The organism is Allobosea sp. GW823-FHT02B03 (assembly GCF_058797755.1).
This window is the reverse complement of the sequence record NZ_JBXAJY010000003.1, coordinates 541317-567464: the sequence shown is the minus strand read 5'-3', so window position 1 is coordinate 567464 and position 26148 is coordinate 541317. Positions and strand designations below refer to the sequence as shown.

Here is a 26148-nt window from a genome sequence, read left to right as displayed (position 1 = left end):
CCGAGACGCTGCCTCGCGCAGCCAATCAAGCCGGCGCGGCTGCTCGAGGCCGAGACCGGAGAAGCACGACCAGGGAGGAAAAGATGAGACGGATCATTGCAGGACTAGGTATCGCCGCAGCGCTCGCCTGCACCCTGCCGGGGGCCGCACGGGCCCAGACAGCGATCGGGGTCAGCTATCAGCCTTCGCTCTACTGGGCGCTGCCCTTCCACTACGCCACGGTGAAAGGCTGGTGGAAGGAGGTCGGCCTCACCCCCAATTTCTCGACCTTCCCGGCCGGTGCGCCGCAGATCGCGGCGGCGGCCGCCAAGTCATGGGATGTCGGCGGCACCGGCTCGGTGCCGGCCGTGCTCGGCGCAGTCCGGTTCAACATCCTGACGATCGGCCTCACCAACGACGAGTCGAAGACCAACGCCATGATGGTGCGCGGCGACAAGTTCGACGCGATCAAGGCCGATCCGAAGTCGCTGAAGGGCCAGAAGCTGCTGCTGACGACGAATTCCACCGTGGACTACTCGGCGCGCAAATGCCTGACGAAGTTCGGCCTGGCGCATGGCGACATGCAGTTCGTCAATCTCGGCCAGGCCCAGATCATCACGGCGATCACCTCCAACAATGGCGACGTCGCCGGCGTCTGGGCGCCCAACACCTACACGCTGGAAGACCGCGCCAACGCCAAATATCTCTGCTCCGGCGCCGATGCGAACGCGATCGTGCCCGGCGCGCTGATCGTGCGGGCCGAGTTCGCCAAGGAACGGCCGGACGATGTCGCGAAGTTCCTCGCAGTCTTCCTGCGCGGCTGGTCCTGGGCCAAGGCCAACCCGGCCGAGGCGCGCACGCTCGCGCTGGACTTCTACAAGCAGGGCGGTCTCGAGGTCACGGCCCGCGCCATAGACCAGGAATTCGCGCTGCGTCCGACCTTCGGTCTCGACGAGCAGTTGAAGCTGATGGCGCGCGGCGCGGCTGCCTCGACCGTCGATGGCTGGTTCAGCGAGATCGGCAAGTTCATCACCGAGGTCGGCACGATCCCGTCGAACCCGGACACCAAGAACTATCTCACCGACGACTTCCTGAAGCGTGTCGCGGCGGACCCGAAGCTCAAGGCCTTCGCCACCGAGTTCGACAAGAAGTGACCTGAGATCGGACCAAGCATGGCGATGGCGGCGCCCTCCGGGCCGCCATCGCGTTCCCCACCTTTTTGACCGAAGCGGACAGCGCCATGGCGATCACGCATCTGAAAACAGCCACCAAGACGCCCGAGACGGAAACCGACACCGCCCGCGCGGTCGTCACCGAGATGCTGGCTGCGATCGAGACCGGGGGCGAGCAGGCCGTGCGCGACTATGCGGCCAGGCTCGACAAATGGGACGGATCGATCGTCCTGGACCAGGCGGCGATCGCCGAGCGCATCCGGGACATTCCGCAGAACGTGAAGGACGACATCTCCTTCGCCGCCGGGCAGGTCCGGCGCTTCGCCGAGGCACAGCGCGCCTCCTGCCGGGATTTCTCGCTGGAGATGTCGCCGGGCCTGCATCTCGGGCAGAAGCTGGTGCCTGTGAACACGGCCGGCTGCTACGTCCCGACTGGCCGCTACGCCCATATCGCCTCGGCCTACATGTCGGTCGCCACTGCCAAGGCAGCGGGCGTCAAGACCGTCGTTGCCTGCTCGGCGCCCTATCGCGGTCAGGGCATCCATCCCCATGTCCTCTATGCGATGACGGTGGCGGGCGCCGACATCATCATGTGCCTTGGCGGCGTGCAGGCGATCGCCGCCATGACCTTCGGCCTGTTCACCGGCCGCCAGGCCGACATCATCGTCGGTCCCGGCAACAAGTTCGTCGCAGAAGCCAAGCGCATGCTGTTCGGGAAGGTCGGTATCGACGTGTTCGCTGGCCCTTCGGAGGTCGCAGTCCTCGCCGATGACAGCGCCGACCCGCTGCTCGTCGCGACCGATCTCGTCGGGCAGGCCGAGCACGGCCATGAGAGCCCGGCCTGGCTGATCACAAGCTCTCGGCGGATCGCGCAGGAGGTGTCGCGGCTGGTGCCCGAGCTGATCGCGGCGCTGCCCCCGACCGCCCGCGACGCCGCCGGCGCAGCCTGGCGCGACTATGGCGAGATCGTACTCTGCGACAGCCGCGAGGAGATGGTCGAGGTCTCGGACCGCTATGCCTCGGAACATCTCGAAGTGCACTGCGCCGATCTCGACTGGTGGCATGCGCAGCTGAGCAATTACGGCTCGCTCTTCCTCGGCGAGGAAACCAATGTCGCCTTCGGCGACAAGGTCTCGGGCCCCAACCACATCCTCCCGACCAAGTTCGCCGCCCGCTATTCGGCCGGGCTCTCGGTCCATAAGTTCCTGAAGCCATTGACCTGGCAGCGCATGGACCGCGAGGCCTGTACGCGCATCGCTCCGGTCTCGGCGCGGATCTCGCGACTGGAGGGCATGGAGGCCCATGCCCGCACCAGCGATGCGCGGATGGCGAAGTACGCCCCGGGCTCGAATGTCGATCTCGGCCAGCCGGTGGAGGCGTGAGCGTGTTCCGCCTCGCGGCACTGTTCGATCTGACCGGGCGCACGGCCCTGGTGACCGGCGGCAACAGCGGCATCGGGCTCGCCATGGCGCGGGCGCTGGGCCTCGCCGGTGCCCGGCTCGTCCTCGTCGCACGACGCGAGGAGGAACTGCGCAAGGCGGCGCAGGCACTCGCGACGGAGGGGATCGCCGCCGAGATCGCCGCGGCCGATCTGGCCGCGCCGGAGGCGGGAACCGCGCTGGCGACCACCTGCGAAACCCTCGGATGCGAGATCGACATCCTGGTCAACGCAGCCGGGCTCAATCTGCGCCAGCCCTTCGGCGAGGTTACGGCCGCGGCGTTCGACCTGCACATGGCGGTGCATCTGCGCGCGCCCTTCCTGCTGACGCAGGCCTTTGCTCCGGCCATGGCGAGACGCGGTCATGGCCGGATCATCAACATCGCCTCGCTGCAAAGCTACCGGGCCTTTCCCGACAGCGCGCCCTATGGCGCCGCCAAGGGCGGCGTCGTGCAACTGACGCGGGCGATCGCGCAGGAATGGTCCAGCCGAGGCGTGACCTGCAATGCGATCGCGCCTGGCTTCTTCCCGACGCCGCTGACGCAGGCGGTGTTCGATGACGCCGAACGGGCGGCCCGCAATGCCGCGCAAACCGCGATCGGCCGCAATGGCGAGCTGGAGGATCTCGCCGGCGCCACGGTGTTCCTCGCCTCTCCCGCTTCGGCTTACGTCACCGGCCAGACTTTGACCGTCGATGGCGGTTTCACCGCCAAATGAGGATGGATGTGGTATGAAGGCACTGGTCTATACCGGCCCCAACAGCCTCGCCTTCCGCGACGAGCCGGACCCCGTGCCGCAGGCCGACGAGGTCCTGGTCCGGGTCGAGGCGGTGGGCATCTGCGGCTCCGACATGCATGCCTATCACGGTTTCGACACGCGGCGGCCGCCGCCGTTGATCCTCGGCCACGAAGCGGCGGGGCGGATCGCGACAGGGCCACGAGCCGGCGAACGCGTGACCATCAACCCGCTCGTCGTCGATCCCAACTGTCCGTATGCGATCGAGGGACGCTGGCATCTCTCGCCAACGCGGCAGATCATCTCGATGCCGCCGCGGCCAGGCGCATTCGCCGAACTGGTGCGCATCCCGCTGCGCAATTTGACGCCGATCCCCGACACGATGCCGGTCGCCCACGCGGCGCTCGCCGAGCCGCTCGCCGTTTCCTGGCATGCGATCCGGACCGGGGTGAAACGTCTGCACCAGCCTCTTTCCGCCTGCCGCGTCGTCGTGCTCGGCGGGGGCGCCATCGGCCTGGCGGCCGGGCTCGTCGCACGCCTGTTCGGTGCGCGCGATCTCCTGCTCGGTGAAACCAATCCGCTGAGGCGAGAAACGCTGATGGCGGAAGGGTTCGCCGTTTATCAGCCCGGCCAGGACGAGCCGCCTGAAAATACCATCGACCTCGTCATCGACGCAGTCGGCGCCGATGCCACACGTGCTGCTTCCTGTCGCCTGGTGCGGCCCGGCGGCGTGATCGTCCATGTCGGCCTGCTCCCCGGCCAGGCTGGCCTCGACGTTCGAAAGATCACCCTGCAAGAGATCACGTTTGCCGGTGTCTATTGCTATACGCCCGCCGACTTTACCCAGACCGTCGAAGCCCTCGCCAAAGGGCGTCTCGGCGATCTCGGCTGGATCGAGCAACGCTCTCTCAGCGAGGGAGACCACGCCTTTGCCGATATCGATGGCGGTCGTGTCGGTTCAGCAAAAATCGTTCTCAGGACCTGAAGCGAGATCCCCAGCACACCGGGAGGTTCGGCTTGAACTTCTGCTCCCCCGGGGAGGGGAGCGAGCAATGTCAGCTTATGGCGCATGGGCGACCTCGACGATCGCGTGGCCGCGGGTTCCTGCCGGCAAGACCTCGCTCATGGGCGCAATGACTGGAATAGCATCGCGCCCGTGAGCGGCGGCCGCCGTCGTCGGCTACGCCGCGCTATGGGTATGACCCGACAGAGCGCACCTCAACCGCCAGCCCGGCCCCTGCGGTCGGGCTCGCCGTCCAGGAGGAAGGCATCGACTGCGGCCCCGAAAGCCGTGGCCTGCTCGATGTTCGAGATATGTGCGGCGTCCAGAACGCACTTCTGCGCGCCGGGAATCGCAGCGACGATGGCCTCGCCATCGGTCGGTGTCGTCGCCGGATCCTTCGAGCCAATGATCACGAGCACCGGATTTCGGATACTTTTGATTGTCTCCCGCTGATCCATGTCGCGGATCGCCAGGCACGATCCCTGGTACCCGACGGCGGGAGTCCTCAGGATCATGGCCCGCATCCGTTCGATCGTTTCAGGTGCGGCGGCCCGGAAAGCCTCCGGGAACCAGCGCGTTATGGTCGAATCGACAAGCGCTTCCATGCCGCCGGCTTCTGCTGCTGCGACACGCCCGTTCCAGAGATCGGCCGGCCCCATATAGGCGGCGGTATTGGCGAGGACCGCCCGGTCGACCCGGTCCGGCGCATGGGTCAGCAGCCACATGCCGACCATGCCGCCCATCGAGAGCCCGCAGAAATGCGCGCGCTGCACGCCGAGCGCATCGAGCACGCGCAGCGCATCCCGGCCCAACTGTTCCATCGAGTAGGGCGCGGGGGAAACGGTGCTGCCCCCGTGGCCCCGCTGATCGTAGCGGATCACCCGGAAGTGTTGCGACCAGAGCGGAATCTGGTCTTCCCACATCGACATGTCCGAACTGAGCGAGTTCGACAGCAGCAGCGCGGGCGCCGCGTCGGGGCCGTCGATGCGCACCTCGAACTCCTCGTCTTCGATCATGATCCGCATCGTCATCGCTCCATCCGCTTCCGCATCTTTGTGTCCCGCCGGCATCGCCGTGCGCAACATCGGGAAAAACAAACATGCATACTTGTCTGTTTGTTTCTAGCTGCTAAGGTCCGCCCATGCCGCCATCAGCCGACAAGCAGCGCCGGACGCAAGAGGAACGCTCGACGGAAACGCGGGCGCGTCTCATCGACGCGACGCTCGATCTGCTGGTGGAGCGCGGCTATGCGCTCGCGACGACGTCCGAGATCGCAGCACGCGCCGGCGTCACCCGCGGCGCGCTCAACCATCACTTTTCCGGCAAGGACGATCTGATCGTCCAGTCAGTGAGTCATCTGCTGCAGGGCTGGATCGGCGAGATCCGGCGGGTTGCCGAGCTCGTCAAGGCCGGCAGCCTGTCCCTTTCCGACTTCGTCGACCGGATGTGGGAGCTGTTCTCCGGCCGGCTGTTCCTGGTGACGCTCGAGCATGTGACCGCCGCCCGGCACAATCCCTATCTGCGCGAGCAACTGGTTTCGGTGACGCGCGAGTTCCACGCCGCCCTCGACGGCACCTGGCAGGATTTCTTCGACGGAACCGGCCTGCAGAAGCCCGAGGTCGAGGCGGCGTTCAACGCCACGCTCTGCCTGATGCGCGGCATGAGCCTGCAAACCATCCTGCGCGACGACCCGGCCTACTATGCGCGGCTTCTCGGCTTCTGGAAGACGGTCCTGGCCGGGCATTCGCAGCAGAGCCGCGCCGGCGAGGGCGCCATTTCCGATCCGACCAAGCAAGGCATGCACCCGTGACACAGGCTATCATTTTCGAGAATGCGAGGCTGCTCGACGGCACCAGCCCCGAAGGCGAGTGCGACCGCTTCGTGCGCGTCGAGGGCGGGCTGATCCGCGAGGTCTCCGACCGCCCGATCGCCGATGGCGGCGCGCGGCGCATCGATCTCAAGGGCCGGACGCTGATGCCGGGCCTGATCGACTGCCATGTCCATGTCATCGCCAACTCGGCGAATTTCGGCCAGAACGCGATGCTCCCGGATGCGCTCGTCGCTCTGCAGGCGGTGAAGCTGATGGGCGAGATGCTGCAGCGCGGCTTCACCACCGTCCGCGACGTCGGCGGTGCGACCTATGCCCTCGTCGAGGCGCAGGAGCAGGGCCTCTATGTCGGGCCGCGCCTCGTCATTTGCGGCAAGGCCCTGTCGCAGACGGGCGGCCATGCCGATTTCCGTGGCCGCTACGACAACCGCCGGCCCGACTACCAGACCCATCAGCTCGGCTCGCTCGGCCGCATCTGTGACGGCGTCGACGCCTGCCGTGCCGCCGCGCGCGACGAAATCCGCCAGGGCGCCCAGTTCGTGAAGATCATGGCGAATGGTGGCATCGCGTCACCGACGGATCCGATCGCTTTCCTCGGCTTCAGCGATGCCGAGATCACCGCGATCGTCGAGGAGGCCCACAACGCCCAGACCTACGTCGCCGCGCATCTCTATACGGATGAGGGCATTGCGCGCGCCGTGAAGCTCGGCGTGCGCTCGGTCGAGCATGCCAACCTGATTCAGGCCGCGACGGCCCGCCTCATGCATGAGCGGGGCGCGATCGCCTGCCCGACGCTCGTCACCTATGAGGCGCTGAACAATGAAGGGGCTTCCTACGGCCTGCCGCCTTCTTCGGTCGCCAAGATCGACGATGTCCGTCTGCGCGGCCTGGAGTCCCTCGAGATCATGCGCCAGGCGGGTGTGAAAATGGCCTATGGTACGGATCTGCTCGGCGCCATGCACCGGCACCAGTCGGAAGAGTTCGTCATCCGCGGGCGCGTTCTTCCCGCGATCGAGGTCATCCGCTCGGCAACGGTCAACGCAGCAGAACTGATCGGCATGCCCGGCAAGATTGGCGTGATCGCGCCCGATGCCTATGCCGACCTCATCGTGGTCGACGGCGATCCGCTGGCCGATCTCTCGCTGCTGACGGGGCAGGGGGAGCACCTGCCGATCATCATGAAGAGCGGCGACTTCATCAAGAACGAGCTGAACTAACCTAAAAGGGAACAGGCCATGACCACCAACCGTCGTCAGTTCATCGGCACGCTCGGAGCCGCTTCGGCGCTCATCGCGGCGCCTTCCGTCCTGCGGGCCCAGCCGCAGGGCGTCTTCCGCATCGGCGCGCTCTGCCCGGTGACGGGCGCTGGCGCGCCCTACGGCTCCGGCATGCAGAAGATGATCACCGCCGCCGCCGAGATCGTGAACGCCGCAGGCGGCGCGGCCGGCCGCAAGATCGAGGTCGTCTCGGAGGATACGCAGACCAGCCCGCAGGCCGGCGTTCTCGCCGCCAAGAAGCTGATCGACGTCAACAAGGTCCAGGCCATTCTCGGCACCTGGTCTTCCGGTGTTTCGCTCGCCGTCGTGCCGCTGACGAACGACGCCAACATCATCCTGATGAACACGTCGGGCGCACCTGCGCTCTCGGTGCCGCCGGCCAACGCCAAGGGGCTGTCCTACCGGTTCCAGGCGACCAATGACCGCTTCGGCAGGGCCTTCGCCGAGATCTGCGCCAAGGAGGGCTTCAAGCGCCCGGCCACCATGGCCTTCAACAACGCCTCCGGCATCGGCAACACCGAAGGTTTCCGCAAGGCCTGGGAAGCCAAGGGCAACAAGGTCGTCGCGAACGTCGTCTACGAGCCGAACCAGCCGTCCTACCGCTCCGAGCTGCAGAAGGTCCTCGCCGCCAACCCGGACGTGATCGTCACCGGCTCCTATCTGTCGGACACCACGATCATCATGCGCGAGTGGTTCCAGAGCGGGCAGCCGGTCAAGTGGATCATCCCCGGCTGGGCCGCCAACCCCGATCTGGTCAAGGCGACCGGTCCGGAGGTGGTCGAGGGCGTGATCTCGGTCGACTCGATCTCGAACGAGACGGCGCCGTCGTTCAAGGCCTATGCCGAGGTCTACGAAAAGGCGACCGGGCAGTCCGGCCAGTCGAACATCTTCAGCGCCATGACCTGGGACATGGTCCATTCGCTCGCTCTGGCGATCGAGGCGGCCGGCTCCACCGAAACAGCGGCGATCAACGCCAAGATCCGTGAAGTCTCGAACCCCGACGGCACGAAGGTCTACAGCTACGCCGAGGGCAAGGAAGCGCTGAAGAAGGGCAAGATCAATTTCGAGGGCGCCTCCTCGGTGCTCGACTTCGACCAGTATGGCGACGTCTCCCCGTCCTTCGGCGTCTTCTTCATCGAAGGCGGCAAGCTCAACCGCCGCTACGTCGTCAACATCTGACGCATCGCCCCTGCAGGCCATCGCCTGCAGGGGCTGCCGGCTCCAGGCGCCGCGATGCCCGACCAGGTTGTTTCATGTTTTACGCTCAGCTTTTCGTAAACGGGCTGTTCCAGGGCCTCGTCATCGGCCTGGCGGCGCTCTCGATCACGCTCGTCTTCGGGATCGCACGCTTCCCGAATGCCGCGACCGGTGACTCCATGACGCTCGGCGCCTATGCGGCGTTGGCGGCTCACAAGGCCAGCGGCTCCTTCATCGTCGCCGGCCTCGGCGCCGCAAGCGCGACCGGTATCGTGCTGCTCCTCGCCTATTGGAGCGTGTTCCGGAAGCTCGCCGGCCGCTCCGTGGTCGCGCTTCTCGTCGCCTCGATCGGCATCGCCTTCCTGCTGCGGGCGGCGCTCGGCGTCGCCTTCGGCCACGGGCAACAGGTGTTCCAGATACCGCTTGCACGCCCCTACATCTTCGGCGGGCTTCGCATCCTGCCGCTCGACCTGCAGATGGCGCTCGTCGCCCTGGTCACGCTGATCGCCGTCTTCGGCTTGCTCTATCTCACCGCCATCGGGCGGCAGATGCGCGCCGTCGCCGACAATCGCGACCTTGCCCGCGTCTCGGGCATCCGTCCCGGCCGCGTCATGGTCGCGCTCTGGCTGCTTGCTGGCGCAGTCGCCGGCATCGCCGGGATGATGCTCGGCATGAAGACGATCGTGACGCCGGAATTCGGCTGGGAGATGCTGCTGCCGGCCTTCACCGCCGCGATCCTCGGCGGCATCGGCTCGCCGGTCGGCGCAGTCGTCGCCGGGCTCATCCTCGGCGCGATGCAGGAGTTCTCCACGCCCTTCGTCGGGTTCACCTACAAGATCGCCATTGCTTTCCTGATCATGCTCGCCGTCCTGCTGGTCAGGCCGCGCGGATTGTTCGGCCGCGTCGAGGGAGTGCGCTGATGGAAGCCTATCTCGTCGCGATCGGCATCATCGCGCTGATCTACGTCCTGCTCAGCCTCGGGCTGACGCTGCAATACGGCCTCACCGGTCTCATCAACTTCGGCCATGTCGGCTTCTTCGCGATCGGCGCCTATACCAGCGCGCTGCTCGTGATGAACGGCGCGCCCTTCATCGTCGGCTTCGCCGGCGCTGCACTGCTCGCCGGCATCGCTGCCTGGCCGATCGGCCTGGTTTCGCTGCGCCTGCGCGACGACTACTTCGCCATCGTCACGCTCGGCTTCTCGGAGGTCGTGCGGATCGTCCTGACCAGCGAGCGCTGGTTGACCAATGGCGTGCAGGGCATCCCCGGCATTCCGCGGCTCTATTCGGAACTCGGCGGCGCGGCGGGTCAGATCGCGACCTTCGCCACCATCCTGGCCGTCACGGTTGCGGCCGCCTGGATGATCCGCCGGATCGCAGGTTCGCCCTTCGGACGGATCATCGAGGCGATCCGCGACAACGAGGAAGCCGTGCAGGCCCTGGGCAAGGATCCGCCGCGCTTCAAGATCCAGGTGCTCGTCGTCGGCGCCGCGCTCGCCGGCATCGCCGGTGCGTTCTACGCCCACTACATCACCTACATCGTGCCCGAGCAGTACATCCCGCTCGTCACCTTCTATGTCTGGATGGCGATCATCATGGGCGGCGTCGGCCGCGTCTCCGGAGCAGTGATCGGCTCCGTCATCCTGATGGCCTTTCTCGAGGGCTCGCGCTTCATCCGCGACGTCATTCCCTGGATCTCCGAGGTCGACATGGCCTCGGTCCGGATCGGCCTCGTCGGCCTGCTGCTGATCCTGTTCATCATCTATCGGCCCCAGGGGCTCATGGGGGATTACACCAAGCGATGAGCCTCGAAATCCGCGACATCACCAAGTCCTTCGGCGGCTTTCAGGCCCTGGACGGCGTACGTCTGACCATCGAGACGGATGCCCTGTTCGGGATCATCGGCCCGAACGGCGCCGGCAAGTCGACCTTGTTCTCCGTCATCTCCGGCTTCGTCGCGGCTGATGCCGGCGAGGTTCGGCTGAACGGCAATCGGATCGACGCCCTCTCGCCGCCGCAGCGCGCGCGTGCCGGCATGCTCCGCACCTTCCAGGTGCCGCGCGAGTTCTCGCATCTGACGGTGCGCGAGAACCTGATGGCGTCCGCCCCCGACCAGACGGGGGAGAGCCTGCTTGGCCTGTTCTTCCGTCCGGGCAAGGTCCGCACGGAGGAAGCTGCCATCGCCGAGACGGTCGAGCGCACCATGGCCTTCCTCAAGCTCGACAAGGTCGCCGACGTGCCCTCCGGCAAGCTCTCGGGCGGCCAGAAGAAGCTGCTTGAGCTCGGCCGTGCCCTGATGGTCCAGCCCAAGCTGATCCTGCTCGACGAGCCTTTCGCCGGCGTCAATCCGGTGCTGATCGGCGAAATCATGGAGCGGATCAAGGAGCTGAATGCGCGCGGCATCGGCTTCGTCATCATCGAGCACGATCTGGAGGCGTTGACCCGCCTGGTGCCGCGGCTCGCGGTCATGGATCGCGGCAAGGTCCTGGCGGAGGGCGCCCCCGCCGCAGTCCTCGAGGATCCGGTCGTGCGCGAAGCTTATCTTGGAGGCGTGTCGTGACCTTGCTCGACATCAAGGACGTGCGCGGCGGCTACGGCGAGGTCGACATCCTCAACGGCATCTCGCTGTCGCTCAAGAAGGGCGAGATCTTGACGGTTGCCGGCACCAACGGCGCCGGCAAGTCGACGCTCGCGAAAGCGATCGTCGGCCTGTTGCCCCGCGTTTCCGGCGGCATCCTGTTCGAGGGACGCGATCTCTTGCCGCTCGTCACGGAAGACCGCATCGCGGCCGGCATCGGCTACGTTCCGCAGGTCGCGAACGTCTTCGGCTCGATGAGCATCCTGGAGAACCTTCAGGTCGTCGTCGGCGTGCGCGACCAGGCACAGCGCATCCGCGAACTCTTCGAGGCCTTCCCGCTGCTGGGCGAGCGCAAGCGTGCCCGTGCCGGCTCGCTCTCCGGCGGTGAACGCCAGCAGCTCGCCTTCGCCCGCGCCCTGATGACACGCCCCGGCCTGATGATCCTCGACGAGCCCACGGCGGCCCTTGCCCCCGCCAAGGTCGCCGAAGCTTTCGATCTGATCCGGCGCCTGCCCGAACTCGGCGTCTCGGTCCTCGTAGTCGAGCAGCGCGCGCGCCAGGCGCTCGCGATCTCGGACAATGGCTGCATCCTCGACGGCGGCAAGGTGGCGCTCGCAGGCGCGGCGAAGAGCCTCCTCGACGACCCGAAGGCGGCGGAGCTCTATCTCGGCCAGCATTGACCACGCGGCGGCCTGGATCGCCGGCAAGGCGACGTTCAACGCGTCAGCTTGAGCCAATTACGTTGATGGAATCGGCGTTGCTGCGAAGGTGAAACGCCGATTCCGTCGGCCTTGGGTAGAGGGCGACGTCATGACGGTGACGCTGCTGATCGGACTCAGCAGGCAGTCGGACGGACGACGATCTCATCACCGAGATCGATCACTCTTCGCCGCGTGCCGATCCCGTTGATGTTCGGGAAGCGATAGAGATGGGCGCCAATGGCCTTGCCGGCTCGGGCATGAGTGAACTCGGCCGGGACATGGCGGATCATGTCCTCCGCTTCTTGGCGATGGCCCGATGTCCGGACGTTGGCGCATGACGAAGGTCAGACGCATCGAGCCGAATTGAATCGCGCAGATTTGTGGAGCTGTACGCGCCGAGGCAGCGTCCGAGCTCAAATGCGTGGGCGCTGGAGCAAGTAAGGAAGCAGATTTGAGCACTCCCGCGTACTAATGGCCCCCGCTGGTTTGCACCGGGGGGCCATTTGTCGTTTCAGGCGAGCGTTCGGAGCGGGCTCTCGAGAGCGGCCTCAGATGATCTTGTCGACGATCTTGTCGACGAAGGCGGGAACGCTGTCCTGGAAGTTGTGCATGGAGCGGCCACCGACCTGATCGGCGTCCATGAACATCCCGACTCCCTTTGCAGCGTAGTGGATGCCCGTCTTCACCCCCGAGGCGACGAGATCCACAGCACCCGTGATCAGCCCGCCACCGCTGACCGCGTCGAGGACGTCGTCGCTCAGCGGCGCGCCGCGCTCGCAGACCTGGGAGGAGGCGATGTTGAAACCGGTGGTCATGACAATGTCCTTCGTTCGGTGCCTGGAAGCCGATCCCGGGACGCCCCGTCCGCTTCCTGATGAAACGAGGATAGGTCGCGGCAGCTGACATGAACCTTACAGACGGAACTTGCCCGATCTTCTTTGGTCGGCAGGTTCAACCAAGGCTCAGAGTCCAAAGCCCGCCCATGACAGGAGCGCCCGCGGTGCCGACGGCTCCGACCGGCCGCATCTTGTGTGATTTGAGAGGCCACGCGGTCGCTTCGCCTGGCCTCTTTTCGTCGTTGCGGGCCTTATCGGGCCGTCGCCTCCGGGAACAGCATCTCCTTCTTCCAATCGGCCGGGGCGTTCTTCAGACGGCCGACCTTACCCATGAAATCGGTGAAAGAGCCGAGATTGAGCACGTCCGTGGTGATATGCGTCGTCTTGTCGTCCAGGATCGCCACGAGTTCCTCCTTCGAGGAGCGATCCTTCGTCAGGCGCAGATAAGCTTCCGCGGCCGCGCCCTTGTCCTTGCTGACGATATCGGTCGCTTCCTTGAGGGCGGCGAGGAAGGCGCCGTAGAGCTTCGGATTATCGTTGCGGAACTTGCCGGTCGTCGCGATCACATTGAACGAGATCGGACCTCCGAGAATGTCGTCGGAATTCATCAGCGCCCGGATGTTCTGATCCTTGAGCTGGACGTTGGAGAAAGGCGGCGAGGAGAAGTTCGCGACGATCTCGGACTTGCCGCCCAGCATCATCGCCGTGGCGTCCGGATGCGAGAGCGAGACGGTGAGGGAGTCGAGCTTCTCGAACTCCTTGTCGCCCCATTCCTTTGCGGCGGCGATCTGCAGAGCCGTCGCCTGCCCGGAGACCTTCACGGCCGGAACGGCGATGCGGTGCTGCGCGGTGAAATCCTTCAGCGACTTGATGGCGGGATCGCGCACGTTGAGCGTCCAGGCCATCGCGTTGAGGCCGCTGGCGGCGCGGACATCGACATTGTTGCGGGTGCGCGACCAGATCGTGATGATGCCGGTCGGACCGAGGCTCGCGAAGTCCAGATTGCCGGAAATCAGCGCATCGTTCATCACGTCACTGGAGCGGAAGGTCGACCAGTCGACCGTGACGTCGCCGAGCCCGGCGGCCTTGGCGTGCTTCTCGACGAGCTTCTGATCCTCCATCAGCATCAGCTGGATGTAGCCGAGCCCGTATTGCTTCGCGACGCGCAGCGTCTTGGCTTCGGCCAATGCCGAGGTTGCCGTGCCGAACAGCGCGAGCGCCGCCGTCGCGGCCATAAGCAATTGCTTCATCTTTCTTCTCCCTGTCGTCACCGCGACGACCGAAGGCCACCGGGCGCATTTCGTCCCAGATTGCTGCGGGGCGGTTCGAGCCGCCTTCTCGGATGATTGTTCAGGGGGCGCTCAAGGCTCCGCCAGGAGCTGGAGGACCGTCACCTGCTTCTCGGCGACCATGCTCTTCGTCGCCGCATCGAAGCGCTTGAAATGCGGGCTCACGCAATGCGCGTCGAAAGCCGCACGGTCGCGGTAGATCTCGTAGAGCAGGATGCAATCCTTCTCGTCTTCCGGCTGCAGCACGTCGAAACGCTCGCATCCCGGCTCTTCGCGCCGCGAGGCCTGCGCATTTTCGATCATCAGCGGCAGGAAGGCCGCCAGCTGCCCATCGGCGATGCGGAAGCGAACGAGGATGGTGAACTGCGCCATGAATAGTCCTGATGTTTGGCTGCGACGCTTAGACGTCGGAGGCTTTCCAGTAGAAGTCGCCGACTTCGGCGAGATGGGCGTACATCGCGTCACCGGCCGCCTGCGGATCGCGCGCCGCAACGGCCCGGCAGATCCGTTCATGCGCCGTGAAGGCGGCCTGCGCAGCGCCGCGGGCCTTGAGCGAGGTGGTGCGCTGCTCGGTCAGCCACTCGGTCAGGCCCGTATGCAACGCGGTGAAGATCGGATTGCGGGTGATCTCGGCCAGCACGAAGTGGAAGGCGACGTCGGTGCGCTCGAAGCCGCGGCCCTGTTCGAGCGCCGCCTTGTTGGCGGCGAGCGCCGCCTCCAGCTTCGCGACATCCTCGGGAGTCGCCGTCTCCGCCGCCAGCCGCGCGACGCCGACCTCGAACATGGTGCGGGCCTGCTGGAAGTGATGAGCACCGCCGGGGCGCGACAGGAGATGGCGCGCCACGCCCGAGAGCTCGTCGATCATCGTTCCGGCGCTGGGCTGCGAAACGCGCGCGCGCTCGCCGCTGCTGATCACGATCAACCCCATGCGCTGCAGCGCGAACAGCGCCTCGCGAATGGCGGTGCGACCCACCCCATAGGCCTCCATCAGCTCGCGCTCGGCGGGAAGCTGATCGCCGGGTGCGTAGTGGCCGTCATTGATGGCGGCCTCCAGTCGCTCGACGACTTCCTCGTAGAGCTTGCGCCGCCGGATCGGCCGTTGGTCCGGAATGCTTGCGCCAGAGATCATGGTGGAATCCTTCACCGGGGTTCTGCCGGCCCGACTTGCCCGGAATCAGCTTCCTGGCAAGGCGTGAACGTTGTCGAAGAAGAGCTCTTTCCAATCCTTGGGAGCCTTCTTCAAGCGGCCGGTCTCGGCCATGAAGCCGGCCATCTTCATCGTCTGGTGTGGGGTGAAAGTCATCTCGACTTCCGGTGCCGCGATCATCGCGTAGATGTCGTCGACGCTCTCCTTGGTGCCGGTCATGCGCTGGTAGGTGGCCGCGGCGGCGCGCTTGTCCTTGTTGATCTGCTCGATCGCTTCCTGGAGACCAGCGACGAAGGCCTGATAGGCCTTGGGATTGGCGTCGCGGAAGCGCTTCGTCGAATAGATGGCGGTGTTGGTCGCGGGGCCGCCGAGCACGTCATAGCTGCTGAGCACCTTGTGGACGCGCTGGTCGCGCTTCTGCTGGTGCTGGAAGGGCAGGGCGGAGAAATGCGCCGAGATCACGCCGGAGCCCGAGAGGAGGGTCGAGGTGGCTTCCGGATGCGGCAGCGAGACCGTCAGCGGGTCGAGCTTGGCGTAGTTCTCGGAGCCGAACTCCTTGGCGGCCGCCATCTGCAGCAGCAGTGCCTGGTTGGAGACGCGCACGGTCGTAACGGCGATGCGGTCCTGCTCGGTGAAGTCCCGGATCGACTTGACCTTGGGATTGGTGGTCAGCAGCTCCATCGGCATGTTGACGATGGCACCGGCGCCCTTGACCTCCATCGCCGTGCCCTGAGTGCGCGACCAGAGCGTCAGAAGCGAGGGCACGCCGCCGCTGCCGAAATCCAGCCCGCCCGAGACGAGCCCTTCGGTGATTGCGCCGGGATTGCCGAGCTTCACCCAGGTCACGGTGAGCTCGGGCAGGCCGAGCGCCTTGGCGTGCTTCTCGACGAGCTTGCCGTCCTCCATGATCATCAGCGGCAGGCTGCTCAGCCCGTATTGCTGAGCCGCCTTGATCTCCTTGACCTCCGCATGCGCCTGGCTCGTCGCCAGCAGTGCCAGGCCGGCCGCGGCGGCCAAACCGATAATGCGTTTCACAGCGCTTCTCCCATAGTGAAAGCAGTTGCCCTTGTCGGGTCTGATCAGTGCTGCATGCCCCAGCGCTGCACCGTGCGCTTCTCGATGGCGCGGAAAATCACGGACTCGACGAAGAGGCCGATCAGGATGACGGTGAGCAGGCCGGAAAAGACCCGGGCGGTATCGAGCTCCGAACGCGCCTCGAAGATGTACCAGCCCAGCCCGCCGGAGCGGGACGACACGCCGAAGACGAGTTCGGCTGCGATCAAGGTGCGCCATGCGAAGGCCCAGCCGATCTTGAGGCCGGCCAGAATCGCCGGGAAGCCGGCCGGGATCAGGATGTGGATCACGTAGCGCAGGCCCTTCAGGCCGTAATTGCGCCCGCTCATGCGCAGCACTTCCGGCACGGCGCGGAACCCGGTCAGCGTGTTGAGCGAGACCGCCCAAAGCACCGAATGGACGATGACGAAGATCAGCGAGCCGATGCCGAGGCCGAACCAGATCAGCGCGAGCGGCAACAGGGCGATCGCCGGCAGCGGATTGAACATCGCGGTCAGCGTGTTGAGGATGTCCGTGCCGAAACGGGTCGAGACGGCCACCGTCGTCAGGACCGCCGCCAGCGCGAGGCCCGTGCCGTACCCGTAGATGAGCGAGCGCATTGAGGTCGCGACACGGTCGATCAGCGTGCCGCTTGAGAGATCGCCGACGAAGGTGGCGACCGTTTCCGCGAAGGAAGGGAAGAGAAGGGGATTGTTGAGCCAGCGCGCGTAGAGTTCCCAGACTATGGCGAGCGCGATCAGGATCGTCACCTTGCGCACGGCATCGTTGTTGACGATGCGTTCCATGGCGGAAAGCGGCCGTGCCACCTCGCCGATGCCGCTCGCGTCGATCGGCTCGATCTCGAATTCGGGGCGGCGAGCCAGCGCCGTGCCCTCATTGCGTCCCAGCGTCGCCATGCTCATGCCTGGGCGTCCTCTTCCTGCCGCTGCGGGCCGAGTTCATGCTCGAAGAGCAGGTTGTGGATTTTGTCCGACAATGCGCCGAAGGCAGGCGTCCCCACGGTGTCGAAGCCGAGCTGGGAGGCGTCGAGCTCGGCTCTGACGCGGCCGGGATGCGGCGACAGCACCAAGATGCGCGAGCCAACGATGATCGCCTCCTCGATCGAATGCGTCACGAACATCAGCGTGAAGCGCACCTGCTCCCAGAGCTGCAGCAATTCGTCCTGCATCTTGCGGCGCGTCAGCGCATCGAGCGCGGCGAAGGGCTCGTCCATCAGGAGGATGTCCGGCTCCATCGCCATGGCGCGGGCGATCGCAACGCGCATCTTCATGCCGCCGGACAGCATGTGCGGATAGACGTCGCGGAACTTGGTGAGCTTCACCTTGTCGATGATCGACAGGGCGCGATCCCTCGCGTCCTTGCCCTTGAAGCGGCCCGAGATGCGCATCGGAAACAGCACATTCTCGAGCACCGTCTTCCACGGCATCAGCTGCTCGAATTCCTGGAAGACCATCATCCGGTCGGGCCCCGGCCCGGATACCTCGCGGCCGCGCAGCCGAATGTGCCCTTCCTCGGGCGTCATGAAGCCGCCGACCGCCTTCAGCATGGTGGATTTGCCGCAGCCGGACGGTCCCAGGATCACATAGCGGTCCTGCTCATGTACCGCGCAATCGACGCGATAGGTCGCCGTCACCAAATGGTTCGGCGTCTTGTACTGCAGCGTCAGCCCCTCGACTTCGAGCAGCCTGGGCAGGACCGGGGCCGCCTCCCGAGGCGGAGCCTGGCCGCCTGCAGCGCCGGAAAGGCCATGCACCGGCCGCGGTTGCGCAATGGCTGACAATGTCACGCCCTTCTCCTCGATCGTTCCTCGCCTGCCGCGCGCTCGCTTAAGGTGGCCGCAGCTTGTCTACTGGTCTACGTGTAGACCTGTCATACCAGATGTGTCAAACCGCTGGCCAAGGCGTCCGCAGGAGATGCCGGAAGCTGGGACAGGAAAGCCATGGATAGCGAGAAGACCGTCATCGTCACCGAAACGGGGCTGAAAGACTTCTGCCGGGCGATGTTCACAAAGGTCGGCGTGCCGGAGGACGAGGCCATCCTGATCGTCGACAATCTCGTCGAGGCGGACTTGCGCAATGTCGCCTCGCACGGGGTGGTCCGCCTGCCCATCTACATTCAGCGCATCGAGGATGGCGGCTCCAATCCGCGCCCGCAGCCGAAGATCATCCGCCAGACGCGGACGACGGCCGTGCTCGACGGCGATAACGGCATGGGCCAGATCGTTGGGGTCCGCGCCGTGGAGATCGCGATCGAGAAGGCTGGCGACGGAGATTGCGCCTTCGTCTCCGTCTGCAACAGCAACCACTATGGCGCCGCCTCGCATTACGCCGAGATGGCGGCGAAGGCCGACATGATCGGGCTGAGCTTCACCATTGGCGGCATCAATCACATGACACCCTGGGGCGGGGCCGAGGCCATTCTCGGCAACAACCCGTTCGCCTTCGCCTTCCCGACGCGGGATGGCTTCCCCGTCGTGCTCGACATGGCCTGCAGCGTCGCCGCGCGCGGCAAGATCATCGTCGCCGCCAAGGACGGCACTCCGATCCCGGCCGACTGGGCGAGCGGCCCGGACGGCGCGCCGACGACCGATCCCGTCGAGGCACTCAAGGGCTTCGTCCTGCCGGTCGGCGGGCCGAAAGGCTATGCGCTGACGCTTGGTATCGGCCTGCTCAGCACCATGCTGTCGGGTGCCTATTTCGGTTCCGAGGTCACCCACATGTACGAGCAGACGACGACGCCGCAGAATGTCGGGCACCTGTTCGGGGTGCTGCCGATCTCGGCCTTCGAGGATCTCGACCGCTATTACGCGCGGATGTCGAAGGCGATCGCCGATATTCAGGGGACGAGGAAGGCGCCCGGCGTCGAGCGCATCCATTTGCCGGGGGAGCGCGAGCACCTCGCTCTGGTCGAGCGCCGCCGCGACGGCATTCCGCTCAATGCCGCGGTCTTCGACGAACTCAACGAGCTCGGCGCGAAATACGGCATCGCGCTCCAGGCGGCCTGACGCCGCGAGGGTGGCTCGCGCCTTGCGCCGCGGGCCGCCGCATTTTCAGCGCTGACCCGTCTTGCCAAGGCGCGAAATCTGCCCTACGCCTATGCGCATCGATTAACGTATACGTTATTGGATGCGATGGATCTGAATCAGCCTCTCGCGACGATGGGCAGCCGGGCGCCGCGCTCGACCGACACCGTCTATGCGCGGCTAAAGCAGCACATCCTCGACAATCGCTATCCCCCGGGTGCCCAAATCCTCGAGAGCGAGGTGGCAGCCGAACTCGATGCCTCGCGTACTCCTGTTCGCGAAGCCTTTGTGCGGCTGCAGCAGGAGGGGCTGCTCGAGATCGTGCCGCGCCACGGCGTGCGCATCTCGGCGCTTTCTCCCGACGACATGCGGGAGATCTACGAGGTTCTGATGTCGCTGGAGCCGACGGCGGTCGAGCTGCTGGCGGCGCGCCGACCCGACCGGGCCGAGCTCGAGAGTCTGATCGCCTCTTGCGACGCGATGGAGGCGGCGCTGGCCCGCGAACCCGATCTGCAGGCCTGGGCTGCGGCGGACGAGGCGTTCCATCTCAATCTCGCGCGGCTCTGCGGCAACAAGCGCCTGGCGGCGATGATCATGCAGGTCTGGGACCAGGCCCATCGCGCCCGGATGTTCACGCTGTCGCTGCGGCCGCTGCCCGTGCGCTCGACGGAGGAGCACCGCGCCGTGGTCGAGGCCATCCTGGCCGGGGATGTCGAGCGTGCCCGCTCGATCTACCACGCGCATCGCAAGCGCGGCGGCAACGAACTCACCACCATCATCGAAAGACACGGAATTCAAAGGCTATGACGTCCAACTCCTTCCATCTCGCAATGATGCCCGGCGAGGGCATCGGTATCGAAGTCATGGAGGCCGCCGGCGCGGTACTCGGCGCGGTCGAGAAGCGCTTCGACCTGTCCTTTCGGCAGGAGCACATTCCGGGCGGCGCGCATCACTACAAGGAAACGGGTGCCATCCTGCCGAAGGACGGCATGGAGCGCGCCGGCAAGGCCGACGCGATCCTGTTCGGCGCCATGGGCTGGCCTGATATCCGCTTCGCCGACGGCACCGAGATCGCGCCGCAGCTCGACCTGCGCGTGGCCTTCGATCTCTATGCCGGCGTCCGGCCGATCCGCGCCATCCCCGGCACGCCTCCGGTCCTGTCCGATGCGCGCTGGAAGGATATCGATTTCGTCATCGTGCGCGAGTCGACGGAGGGTATGTTCGCCTCGCGCGGCAAGGGCGAGATCATCGACGACAAGGAGGCCCGGGACACCCAGGTCATCACCCGCAAGGTCACCGAGCAGCTGACCGATTTCTGCTGCGGGCTGGCACGGCGGCGCCGCGAGGCGCGCGGCACGCCCGGGCGCGTGACGCTGGTCGACAAGGCGAATGTCTTCCGGTCTTTCGCCTTCATGCGCAAGGTCTTCTACGAAACGGCGGCCAGGCACGAGGACATCGAGGCGCGGCACCACTACATCGACGCGATGGCGCTCGATCTGGTCCGCAGGCCCTGGGATTTCGACGTTCTGCCGACGGAGAACCTGTTCGGCGACATCCTCTCCGATCTCGGCGCCGGCCTGATCGGCGGCATGGGCTTTGCTCCCTCCGCCGATATCGGCGAGTCGCATGGGATGTTCCAGCCGAGCCACGGCACTGCGCCCGACATCGCCGGCAAGGGCATCGCGAACCCGACCGCGATGATCCTGTCCACGGCGATGATGCTGGACTGGCTCGGCGATCGCCATGGCAGCAACGCAGCCCGGGATGCCGCTCGCGCGATCGAACTCAGCGTCGACCACGCCTTCGGCAAGATGAACCTGCGGACCTACGATATCGGCGGCCGCCATGGCACGCGTGATATCGGCAGCGCCATCGCCGAGCTGATCAGCACCGGGGCTGCCGATCCGCAATGACACTGAGGGTCGCCATCGCGGGCTGCGGCTATTTCAGCCGGTTCCACCAGGATGCGTGGGGCCGCATGGAGGATGTCCAAGTCGTCGGCGTCGCGGATCGCGATGTCGGGAAGCGCGATGCGGCGGCGGCCCTGTTCGTTGGCGCGCGGGCCTTCGACGATGCCGAGACGATGCTGGACGCATTGCGTCCGGACCTGATCGACATCGTCACGCCGCCCGGGACGCATCGTGCCCTGGTCGAGGCTGCGGCGAGCCGCGGTGTCAGGATGATCTGCCAGAAGCCGCTGGCCCCGACCTATGACGAGGCTGAGACCATCGTCGACATCGCCGAGCAGGCCGGCGTGATGCTGGCGGTGCACGAGAACTTCCGCTTCATGCCGTGGTTCGTCGAAACGCATCGGCTGATCCAGGACGGCGCAATCGGCCGGCCGCTCAACATCACGTTTCGCCTGCGGCCCGGCGACGGCCAGGGGCCCGAGGCCTATCTCTCGCGCCAGCCTTATTTCCAGACGATGCCGCGGTTCCTCATCCACGAGACCGGCATCCATCTGATCGATGTGTTCCGCTACCTCATCGGGGAGGTCACCGGCGTCTTTGCGCGCTTGCGGCGGATCAATCCGGTGATCAAGGGCGAGGATGCCGGGCTCGTCGTCTTCGACTTCGCCAACGGGGCGGCCGGGCTGTTCGACGGCAATCGCCATGTCGACCATCCCTCGGACGATACCCGGATGACCAATGGTGTGCTGCTCGTCGAGGGCGATGGCGGCGTGCTGCGCCTCGACGGCTATGGGCGGCTGTTCCTGCGCAAGCTGCGCGGCGAGGAGCGCGAGCACCCCTACAGCTGGCAGGACCGCGGCTATGGCGGCGACTGCGTCTACGGCCAGACCCGCCATGTCGTCGAGCACCTGATCTCGGGCGCTCCGCTGGTCAATGGGGGCCGCGCCTATCTGCGCAATCTTGCGATCGAGGAGGCGGTCTACCGCTCCGCTGAGGAAGGACGCTTCATCACGATCTGAACCACGAGAAGGCGGCGATCGGAGCCGCCCGGCTGGGCAGGAAAGATCAATCCAGGGAGGACATCATGCAGAACAGGCGCAATCTCCTGAAAGCCTCGGCCGTGCTGGCCGGTGGCGCGGTCTCCGGATTTCCCTTCATCGCCAGAGCGCAGAGCGCACGCATCTTGCGCTTCAGCCACACCGACACCTCCGTCGGTGCGGCACATGACGCCGCGACGCGCTTCGCGGAGGCCGTCGAGAAATACACCTCCGGCCGCTGCAAGGTGCAGGTCTTTCATTCCGGCCAGCTCGCGAACGACGCCAAATCCCTCGATCAGCTCCAGCTCGGCGGCCTCGACTTCGCCCTGACCGGCGTCGTGACCTTCACGCCGCATGTGAAGGACCTCTCGCTGATCGCGCTGCCCTATCTCGCCGAGAACTACGAGCAGGGCTGGAAGCTCTACGACACCTCGAAATTCATCAAACAGCAGGCCGATCTGCTGCCGGCCAAGGGCATGCGGATCATCGGCAACTGGGAGGCCGGTTTCCGCAGCTTCACCACCAATTTCCCCCTCAACAGTCCGGCCGATGCCAAGGGCAGGAAGCTGCGCATCGCGCCCGTCGAGATGATCCGCTGGATCATGGAGTCGATCGGCTTCTCGCCGGTCGTCATGCCGGTGACCGAGGTCTATCTCGCGATCCAGCAGAATACCGTGTCGGGCCAGGAGAACCCGATCGACACGATCTTCTCGCAGCGCTTCTACGAGGTGGCGAAGCACGTCACCCTGTCGCAGCATGTCTACTCGCCGCGCTGGCTCGCCATGGCCGAGCGGACCTTCAAGGGGCTGAGCCCGGCCGATCAGGAGGGCGTGCTGAAGGCCGCGAAGGAAGCGGGCGACTGGAACCGCCGCGAAGTGCGCGCCAATGACGACAGGCTGCTGGCCGAGATGACCGCCAAGGGCGCGACCATCGCCAAGCCCGACCTCGCCGTTTGGCGCAAGGCGAGCGAGGGCGCCTATGAGCGGGCACGCAAGGAGTTCGGCGCGGCGGCGGTCGACCAGATGCTCGGTGAGGCCGCCGAGATCCGCAAGAGCATGAGCTGACCCGGGCTGCGGGGCGGAGGCCGGCATGCGTTTCCTCTATCGTCCCGACCTTCCCGAGCCGGCGCCGCTGCGCTGGCTCGGCGACCTGGTCGATCTCGCCGTGACGTTGCTGGCCGCGATGCTGCTCGTCGTGATGTTCGCGAATGTCGCCGCGCGCGTCGCGTTGAACAGCGACCTCGCCTGGAACACCGAGTTCGGCGAGTTCGTGCTGCTCTGGGCGACCTTCCTCGGCGGGGCGTCCGCGGCCCGCCGGGGCGCCCATATGCGCATCACCGAGTTCACAGAGAAGATGCCGCCGAGGCTGCAGCAGGTCGTCGAGATCGCGACGCGCCTCGGCGTCATCGGGCTGCTTTGCCTGCTGATCGGCTACGGCCTCAGCATCACCGAGCGCACGATGGGCCAGGAGCTGACCGTGATGCATGTCCCGATGGGGCTGCAATACCTCGCCATGCCGGTCGGTTCGGCGCTGGCGCTCGTCTTCGTCATCTACGAGACGATCCTGCTCGCCCGCGGCAAGCCGATCCCGCAAGAAGCCTTTCAGGATTGACGCCATGGTGCTCGCGGTCATCTGCGCGGTCTTCTTCGCGCTCGCCCTGCTCGGCATGCCGCTGGTCTGGGCGCTGCTGCTCACGACAGTCGCGACGATCGGGATTTTCGGTCAGGGCTACCCGCTCGAAGCGATTTTCCTGTCCTATATCTCGAGCGTCGAGCCGCTGCATCTCGCGGCGATCCCGCTCTTCATCTTCACCGGCGAGCTCATCACCCATGGTGGCGTAGGGCGGCGGCTGATCGACTTCGCGCGCTCGCTGCTGGCCTTCATGCCTGGTGGACTCGGGGTCGTGACGGTCTCCGCCTGCACGATGTTCGGCTCGGTCTCGGGCTCCGCGGTCGCCGACTCGGCGGCGATCGGCTCGATCATGGTGCCGCGCATGGCCGAGCGCGGCTATCCGCGGGCCTTCGCCGCCGCCCTGATCGCCGTCGCGGGAACGATCGGCGTGCTGATGCCGCTGTCGATCCCGCTGCTGGTCTACGGCTTCGTCGGCAATGTCTCGATCCGCGAGCTGCTGGTCTCCGGTGTTTTCCCGGCCTTCACGCTCGCCTTCGTGCTGATCCTGCTCTGTGTCTGGAAGGGGCGCGCGCTCGGCTGCGATCTCGGCGGTGCGATGCCGAGCCGCGCCGACATCTGGAAGAGCTTCGTCGCCATCCTGCCCGCCTCGGGCATGCCGGTCGTCATCCTCGGCGGCATCCTCTCCGGCGTGTTCACGCCGACCGAGGCTGCCTCCGTCGCAGTGTTCTATGGGTTGATCCTGGCTCTGCTCGTCTATCGCGAGGTCAAGGCGGCGCAGGTGCCCGGAATGCTGCTGCAGAGCTTCCGCACCAGCGCCGTGGTCATGCTCGTGGTCGGCGCGACCGGGGCGCTCTCCTGGCTGATCACAGTCGAGCAGATCCCCGCCAATCTGGCTCAGGCGATCCTCGACATCGCCGAGAACAAGTATGTCTTCCTGTTCCTCCTGAATCTCGCCCTGATCCTGGTCGGCATCTTCCTCGAGCCGCTGCCTTCGCTGATGCTGACGGCCCCGCTGTTCATCCCGACCGCCAAGGCGTTCGGCATCGATCCGGTGCATCTCGGCCTGATCATGGTGTTCAACCTGGTGATCGGGCTCTACACGCCGCCGGTCGGCGGCACGCTCTTCGTCGCGGCAAAGATCGCGCGCGTCGGCATGGTCGCGATCTCGCGCGAGCTGATCCCGATGTTCTTGCTCGCGCTCTGCGTCCTCTTCCTCGTGACCTATGTCGAGGCGATTCCGATGGCTCTGGTCTGGTTCATGCGCGGATGAAACTCTCCCTCGCCGATGTTTCCCTGCTCGGTTCCGGACTCAGCCGGCCGGAATGCGTCCTCGCCACGGCGAAAGGAGATCTCTACACCGCCGACTGGCGCGGCGGCGTCGCCCATCTCAAGCCGGACGGTTCGCAGACGCTCTATGCAGGCACGACGGCCGACCTGCCGGAGGGGCTGCGTCCGAACGGCATCGCGCTCGAGCCCGACGGCGCATTCCTGCTCGCCAATCTCGGCGGCGAGACGGGCGGGGTCTGGCGCCTGACGCGGGACGGCCAGGTCTCGGCCTTCTGGACGCAGATCGACGGCGTGCCGATCGCGCCGTCGAATTTTCTGGTGCGGGACCATCTCGGACGGCTCTGGCTGACGGTTTCGACGACCCTGGTGCCACGCTCGCTCGACTATCGCCGCGAGGCACGCAGCGGCTTCATCGCCGTCATGGACGAGAAGGGCGGGCGCATCGTCGCCGATGGGCTAGGCTTCACCAATGAATGCCAGGTCTCCCCGGACCGGCGCTGGCTCTATGTCAACGAGACCTATGGCAGACGGCTCAGCCGATTTGCGTTGCGCGACGATGCGAGCCTCGGGCCCAAGGAAGTGATCTACGAGTTTGGCGAGGGCCAGTTTCCGGACGGGCTGGCTTTCGACGAGGAGGGGCGGATCTGGATCGCTGGCGTGATTTCGAACCAGTTGATGCGGCTCGACCCGGAGACAGGTGGCTGCGAAATCATGTTGAGCGAGGCCGATGCCGCCCATGTCGACTGGGTCGAGAAGGCTTATGCGGCCAACGCGCTCGGCCGCCCGCACATGGATACCAATCCGTCGACCAAGCTGCGCAACCTCTCCAGCATAGCCTTCGGCGGTCCCGATTTGCGCACCGGCTATCTCGGCTGCCTGCTGGGCGATGCGATCGGCGCCGTCAGGTTGCCGGTCGCAGGTATTCCGCCTGTACACTGGGGATACTGACCGCCGCGTCCCCTTTCAGACAAGATGGCAACGTCTGCTCATGGCGCAGTGCGTCCAGA

General features: G+C 66.0%; 28 protein-coding genes. 19 read left to right on the top strand and 9 right to left on the bottom strand.

Features of this window, described 5'->3' with window-relative positions; genetic code table 11:
- Positions 1 to 83: 83 nt before the first annotated feature.
- The 4 genes from AC1REK_RS12290 to AC1REK_RS12275 all read left to right on the top strand — a co-directional run bounded on the left by AC1REK_RS12290 (position 84) and on the right by AC1REK_RS12275 (position 4309).
- On the top strand, positions 84 to 1133 hold the full coding sequence (locus AC1REK_RS12290; RefSeq protein WP_492267828.1) for an ABC transporter substrate-binding protein: 1050 nt from the start codon (positions 84 to 86) through the stop codon (positions 1131 to 1133).
- Positions 1134 to 1219: 86 nt separating this feature from the next.
- A complete protein-coding gene (gene hpsN / locus AC1REK_RS12285) occupies positions 1220 to 2533 on the top strand; it encodes a sulfopropanediol 3-dehydrogenase (protein ID WP_492267829.1) in 1314 nt (437 codons plus the stop codon).
- A 2-nt stretch (positions 2534 to 2535) separates the two neighbouring features.
- A complete protein-coding gene (locus tag AC1REK_RS12280; protein WP_492267830.1) occupies positions 2536 to 3306 on the top strand; it encodes an SDR family NAD(P)-dependent oxidoreductase in 771 nt (256 codons plus the stop codon).
- A 13-nt stretch (positions 3307 to 3319) separates the two neighbouring features.
- Positions 3320 to 4309: an alcohol dehydrogenase catalytic domain-containing protein gene (locus AC1REK_RS12275; protein WP_492267831.1), complete on the top strand. Its 990-nt coding sequence runs from the start codon at positions 3320 to 3322 to the stop codon at positions 4307 to 4309.
- Between the two features lie 233 nt (positions 4310 to 4542).
- Here AC1REK_RS12275 and pcaD read toward each other — a convergent pair whose 3' ends face one another.
- Positions 4543 to 5358, bottom strand: coding sequence for a 3-oxoadipate enol-lactonase (gene pcaD / locus AC1REK_RS12270; RefSeq protein WP_492267832.1), 816 nt, complete (start codon positions 5356 to 5358; stop codon positions 4543 to 4545).
- A gap of 110 nt (positions 5359 to 5468) precedes the next feature.
- On the opposite strand from pcaD, the gene AC1REK_RS12265 reads away from it, so the two are divergent.
- From AC1REK_RS12265 to AC1REK_RS12235, 7 genes are all read left to right on the top strand, one after another.
- Positions 5469 to 6137: a TetR/AcrR family transcriptional regulator gene (locus AC1REK_RS12265; protein ID WP_316019120.1), complete on the top strand. Its 669-nt coding sequence runs from the start codon at positions 5469 to 5471 to the stop codon at positions 6135 to 6137.
- Positions 6134 to 7372 carry a metal-dependent hydrolase family protein gene (locus tag AC1REK_RS12260; protein WP_492267833.1) on the top strand — a complete coding sequence of 413 codons (1239 nt, stop codon included), beginning with the start codon at positions 6134 to 6136 and terminating at the stop codon, positions 7370 to 7372. Before AC1REK_RS12265 ends, AC1REK_RS12260 begins: the two co-directional genes overlap by 4 nt.
- Positions 7373 to 7390: 18 nt before the next feature.
- Positions 7391 to 8611: an ABC transporter substrate-binding protein gene (locus AC1REK_RS12255; protein ID WP_316019122.1), complete on the top strand. Its 1221-nt coding sequence runs from the start codon at positions 7391 to 7393 to the stop codon at positions 8609 to 8611.
- A gap of 74 nt (positions 8612 to 8685) precedes the next feature.
- Positions 8686 to 9549, top strand: a complete 864-nt coding sequence (locus AC1REK_RS12250; protein WP_316019123.1) for a branched-chain amino acid ABC transporter permease — start codon at positions 8686 to 8688, stop codon at positions 9547 to 9549.
- Complete coding sequence (locus tag AC1REK_RS12245) at positions 9549 to 10433, top strand: branched-chain amino acid ABC transporter permease (RefSeq protein WP_316019124.1); 885 nt, start codon at positions 9549 to 9551, stop codon at positions 10431 to 10433. Before AC1REK_RS12250 ends, AC1REK_RS12245 begins: the two co-directional genes overlap by 1 nt.
- The gene (locus AC1REK_RS12240; RefSeq protein ID WP_327524704.1) at positions 10430 to 11188 is read left to right on the top strand and encodes an ABC transporter ATP-binding protein; all 759 of its coding nucleotides are present in this window, start codon (positions 10430 to 10432) and stop codon (positions 11186 to 11188) included. Before AC1REK_RS12245 ends, AC1REK_RS12240 begins: the two co-directional genes overlap by 4 nt.
- Positions 11185 to 11886: an ABC transporter ATP-binding protein gene (locus tag AC1REK_RS12235; protein WP_492267834.1), complete on the top strand. Its 702-nt coding sequence runs from the start codon at positions 11185 to 11187 to the stop codon at positions 11884 to 11886. The genes AC1REK_RS12240 and AC1REK_RS12235 overlap by 4 nt, the downstream gene beginning before the upstream one ends.
- Positions 11887 to 12041: 155 nt before the next feature.
- Here the strand turns inward: AC1REK_RS12235 and AC1REK_RS12230 are convergent, their stop codons facing one another.
- The 8 genes from AC1REK_RS12230 to AC1REK_RS12195 all read right to left on the bottom strand — a co-directional run bounded on the left by AC1REK_RS12230 (position 12042) and on the right by AC1REK_RS12195 (position 17946).
- Positions 12042 to 12197 (bottom strand): hypothetical protein, encoded by a 156-nt coding sequence (locus AC1REK_RS12230; RefSeq protein WP_492267835.1) that lies wholly within the window; start codon positions 12195 to 12197, stop codon positions 12042 to 12044.
- 258 nt (positions 12198 to 12455) lie between these two features.
- A complete protein-coding gene (locus AC1REK_RS12225; protein WP_492267836.1) occupies positions 12456 to 12722 on the bottom strand; it encodes a hypothetical protein in 267 nt (88 codons plus the stop codon).
- A gap of 272 nt (positions 12723 to 12994) precedes the next feature.
- Positions 12995 to 13993, bottom strand: a complete 999-nt coding sequence (locus AC1REK_RS12220) for an ABC transporter substrate-binding protein (protein ID WP_492267837.1) — start codon at positions 13991 to 13993, stop codon at positions 12995 to 12997.
- Between the two features lie 111 nt (positions 13994 to 14104).
- Positions 14105 to 14404: a putative quinol monooxygenase gene (locus tag AC1REK_RS12215; RefSeq protein ID WP_327524709.1), complete on the bottom strand. Its 300-nt coding sequence runs from the start codon at positions 14402 to 14404 to the stop codon at positions 14105 to 14107.
- Between the two features lie 28 nt (positions 14405 to 14432).
- Positions 14433 to 15161 carry a transcriptional regulator NanR gene (gene nanR / locus AC1REK_RS12210; protein WP_492267838.1) on the bottom strand — a complete coding sequence of 243 codons (729 nt, stop codon included), beginning with the start codon at positions 15159 to 15161 and terminating at the stop codon, positions 14433 to 14435.
- 45 nt (positions 15162 to 15206) lie between these two features.
- Complete coding sequence (locus AC1REK_RS12205) at positions 15207 to 16214, bottom strand: ABC transporter substrate-binding protein (protein WP_327520835.1); 1008 nt, start codon at positions 16212 to 16214, stop codon at positions 15207 to 15209.
- Between the two features lie 44 nt (positions 16215 to 16258).
- Positions 16259 to 17149 (bottom strand): ABC transporter permease, encoded by an 891-nt coding sequence (locus tag AC1REK_RS12200; RefSeq protein WP_492268205.1) that lies wholly within the window; start codon positions 17147 to 17149, stop codon positions 16259 to 16261.
- A 2-nt stretch (positions 17150 to 17151) separates the two neighbouring features.
- On the bottom strand, positions 17152 to 17946 hold the full coding sequence (locus AC1REK_RS12195) for an ABC transporter ATP-binding protein (protein ID WP_492268206.1): 795 nt from the start codon (positions 17944 to 17946) through the stop codon (positions 17152 to 17154).
- A 246-nt stretch (positions 17947 to 18192) separates the two neighbouring features.
- Between AC1REK_RS12195 and AC1REK_RS12190 the strand changes: the two genes are divergently transcribed.
- The 8 genes from AC1REK_RS12190 (at position 18193) to AC1REK_RS12155 (ending at position 26089) form a co-directional block, all read left to right on the top strand.
- On the top strand, positions 18193 to 19257 hold the full coding sequence (locus AC1REK_RS12190; protein WP_492267839.1) for an Ldh family oxidoreductase: 1065 nt from the start codon (positions 18193 to 18195) through the stop codon (positions 19255 to 19257).
- Positions 19258 to 19383: 126 nt separating this feature from the next.
- A complete protein-coding gene (locus tag AC1REK_RS12185) occupies positions 19384 to 20082 on the top strand; it encodes a GntR family transcriptional regulator (RefSeq protein WP_492268207.1) in 699 nt (232 codons plus the stop codon).
- Positions 20079 to 21188, top strand: a complete 1110-nt coding sequence (locus AC1REK_RS12180) for an isocitrate/isopropylmalate dehydrogenase family protein (protein ID WP_492267840.1) — start codon at positions 20079 to 20081, stop codon at positions 21186 to 21188. Before AC1REK_RS12185 ends, AC1REK_RS12180 begins: the two co-directional genes overlap by 4 nt.
- Positions 21185 to 22204: a Gfo/Idh/MocA family protein gene (locus AC1REK_RS12175; protein ID WP_492267841.1), complete on the top strand. Its 1020-nt coding sequence runs from the start codon at positions 21185 to 21187 to the stop codon at positions 22202 to 22204. Before AC1REK_RS12180 ends, AC1REK_RS12175 begins: the two co-directional genes overlap by 4 nt.
- A 65-nt stretch (positions 22205 to 22269) precedes the next feature.
- Positions 22270 to 23286, top strand: a complete 1017-nt coding sequence (locus tag AC1REK_RS12170; RefSeq protein WP_327521755.1) for a TRAP transporter substrate-binding protein — start codon at positions 22270 to 22272, stop codon at positions 23284 to 23286.
- Between the two features lie 25 nt (positions 23287 to 23311).
- Positions 23312 to 23833 carry a TRAP transporter small permease gene (locus AC1REK_RS12165; protein WP_316019140.1) on the top strand — a complete coding sequence of 174 codons (522 nt, stop codon included), beginning with the start codon at positions 23312 to 23314 and terminating at the stop codon, positions 23831 to 23833.
- 4 nt (positions 23834 to 23837) lie between these two features.
- Positions 23838 to 25124 (top strand): TRAP transporter large permease, encoded by a 1287-nt coding sequence (locus AC1REK_RS12160; protein WP_492267842.1) that lies wholly within the window; start codon positions 23838 to 23840, stop codon positions 25122 to 25124.
- The gene (locus AC1REK_RS12155; RefSeq protein ID WP_492267843.1) at positions 25121 to 26089 is read left to right on the top strand and encodes an SMP-30/gluconolactonase/LRE family protein; all 969 of its coding nucleotides are present in this window, start codon (positions 25121 to 25123) and stop codon (positions 26087 to 26089) included. Before AC1REK_RS12160 ends, AC1REK_RS12155 begins: the two co-directional genes overlap by 4 nt.
- The last annotated feature ends 59 nt before the right edge of the window (positions 26090 to 26148 follow it).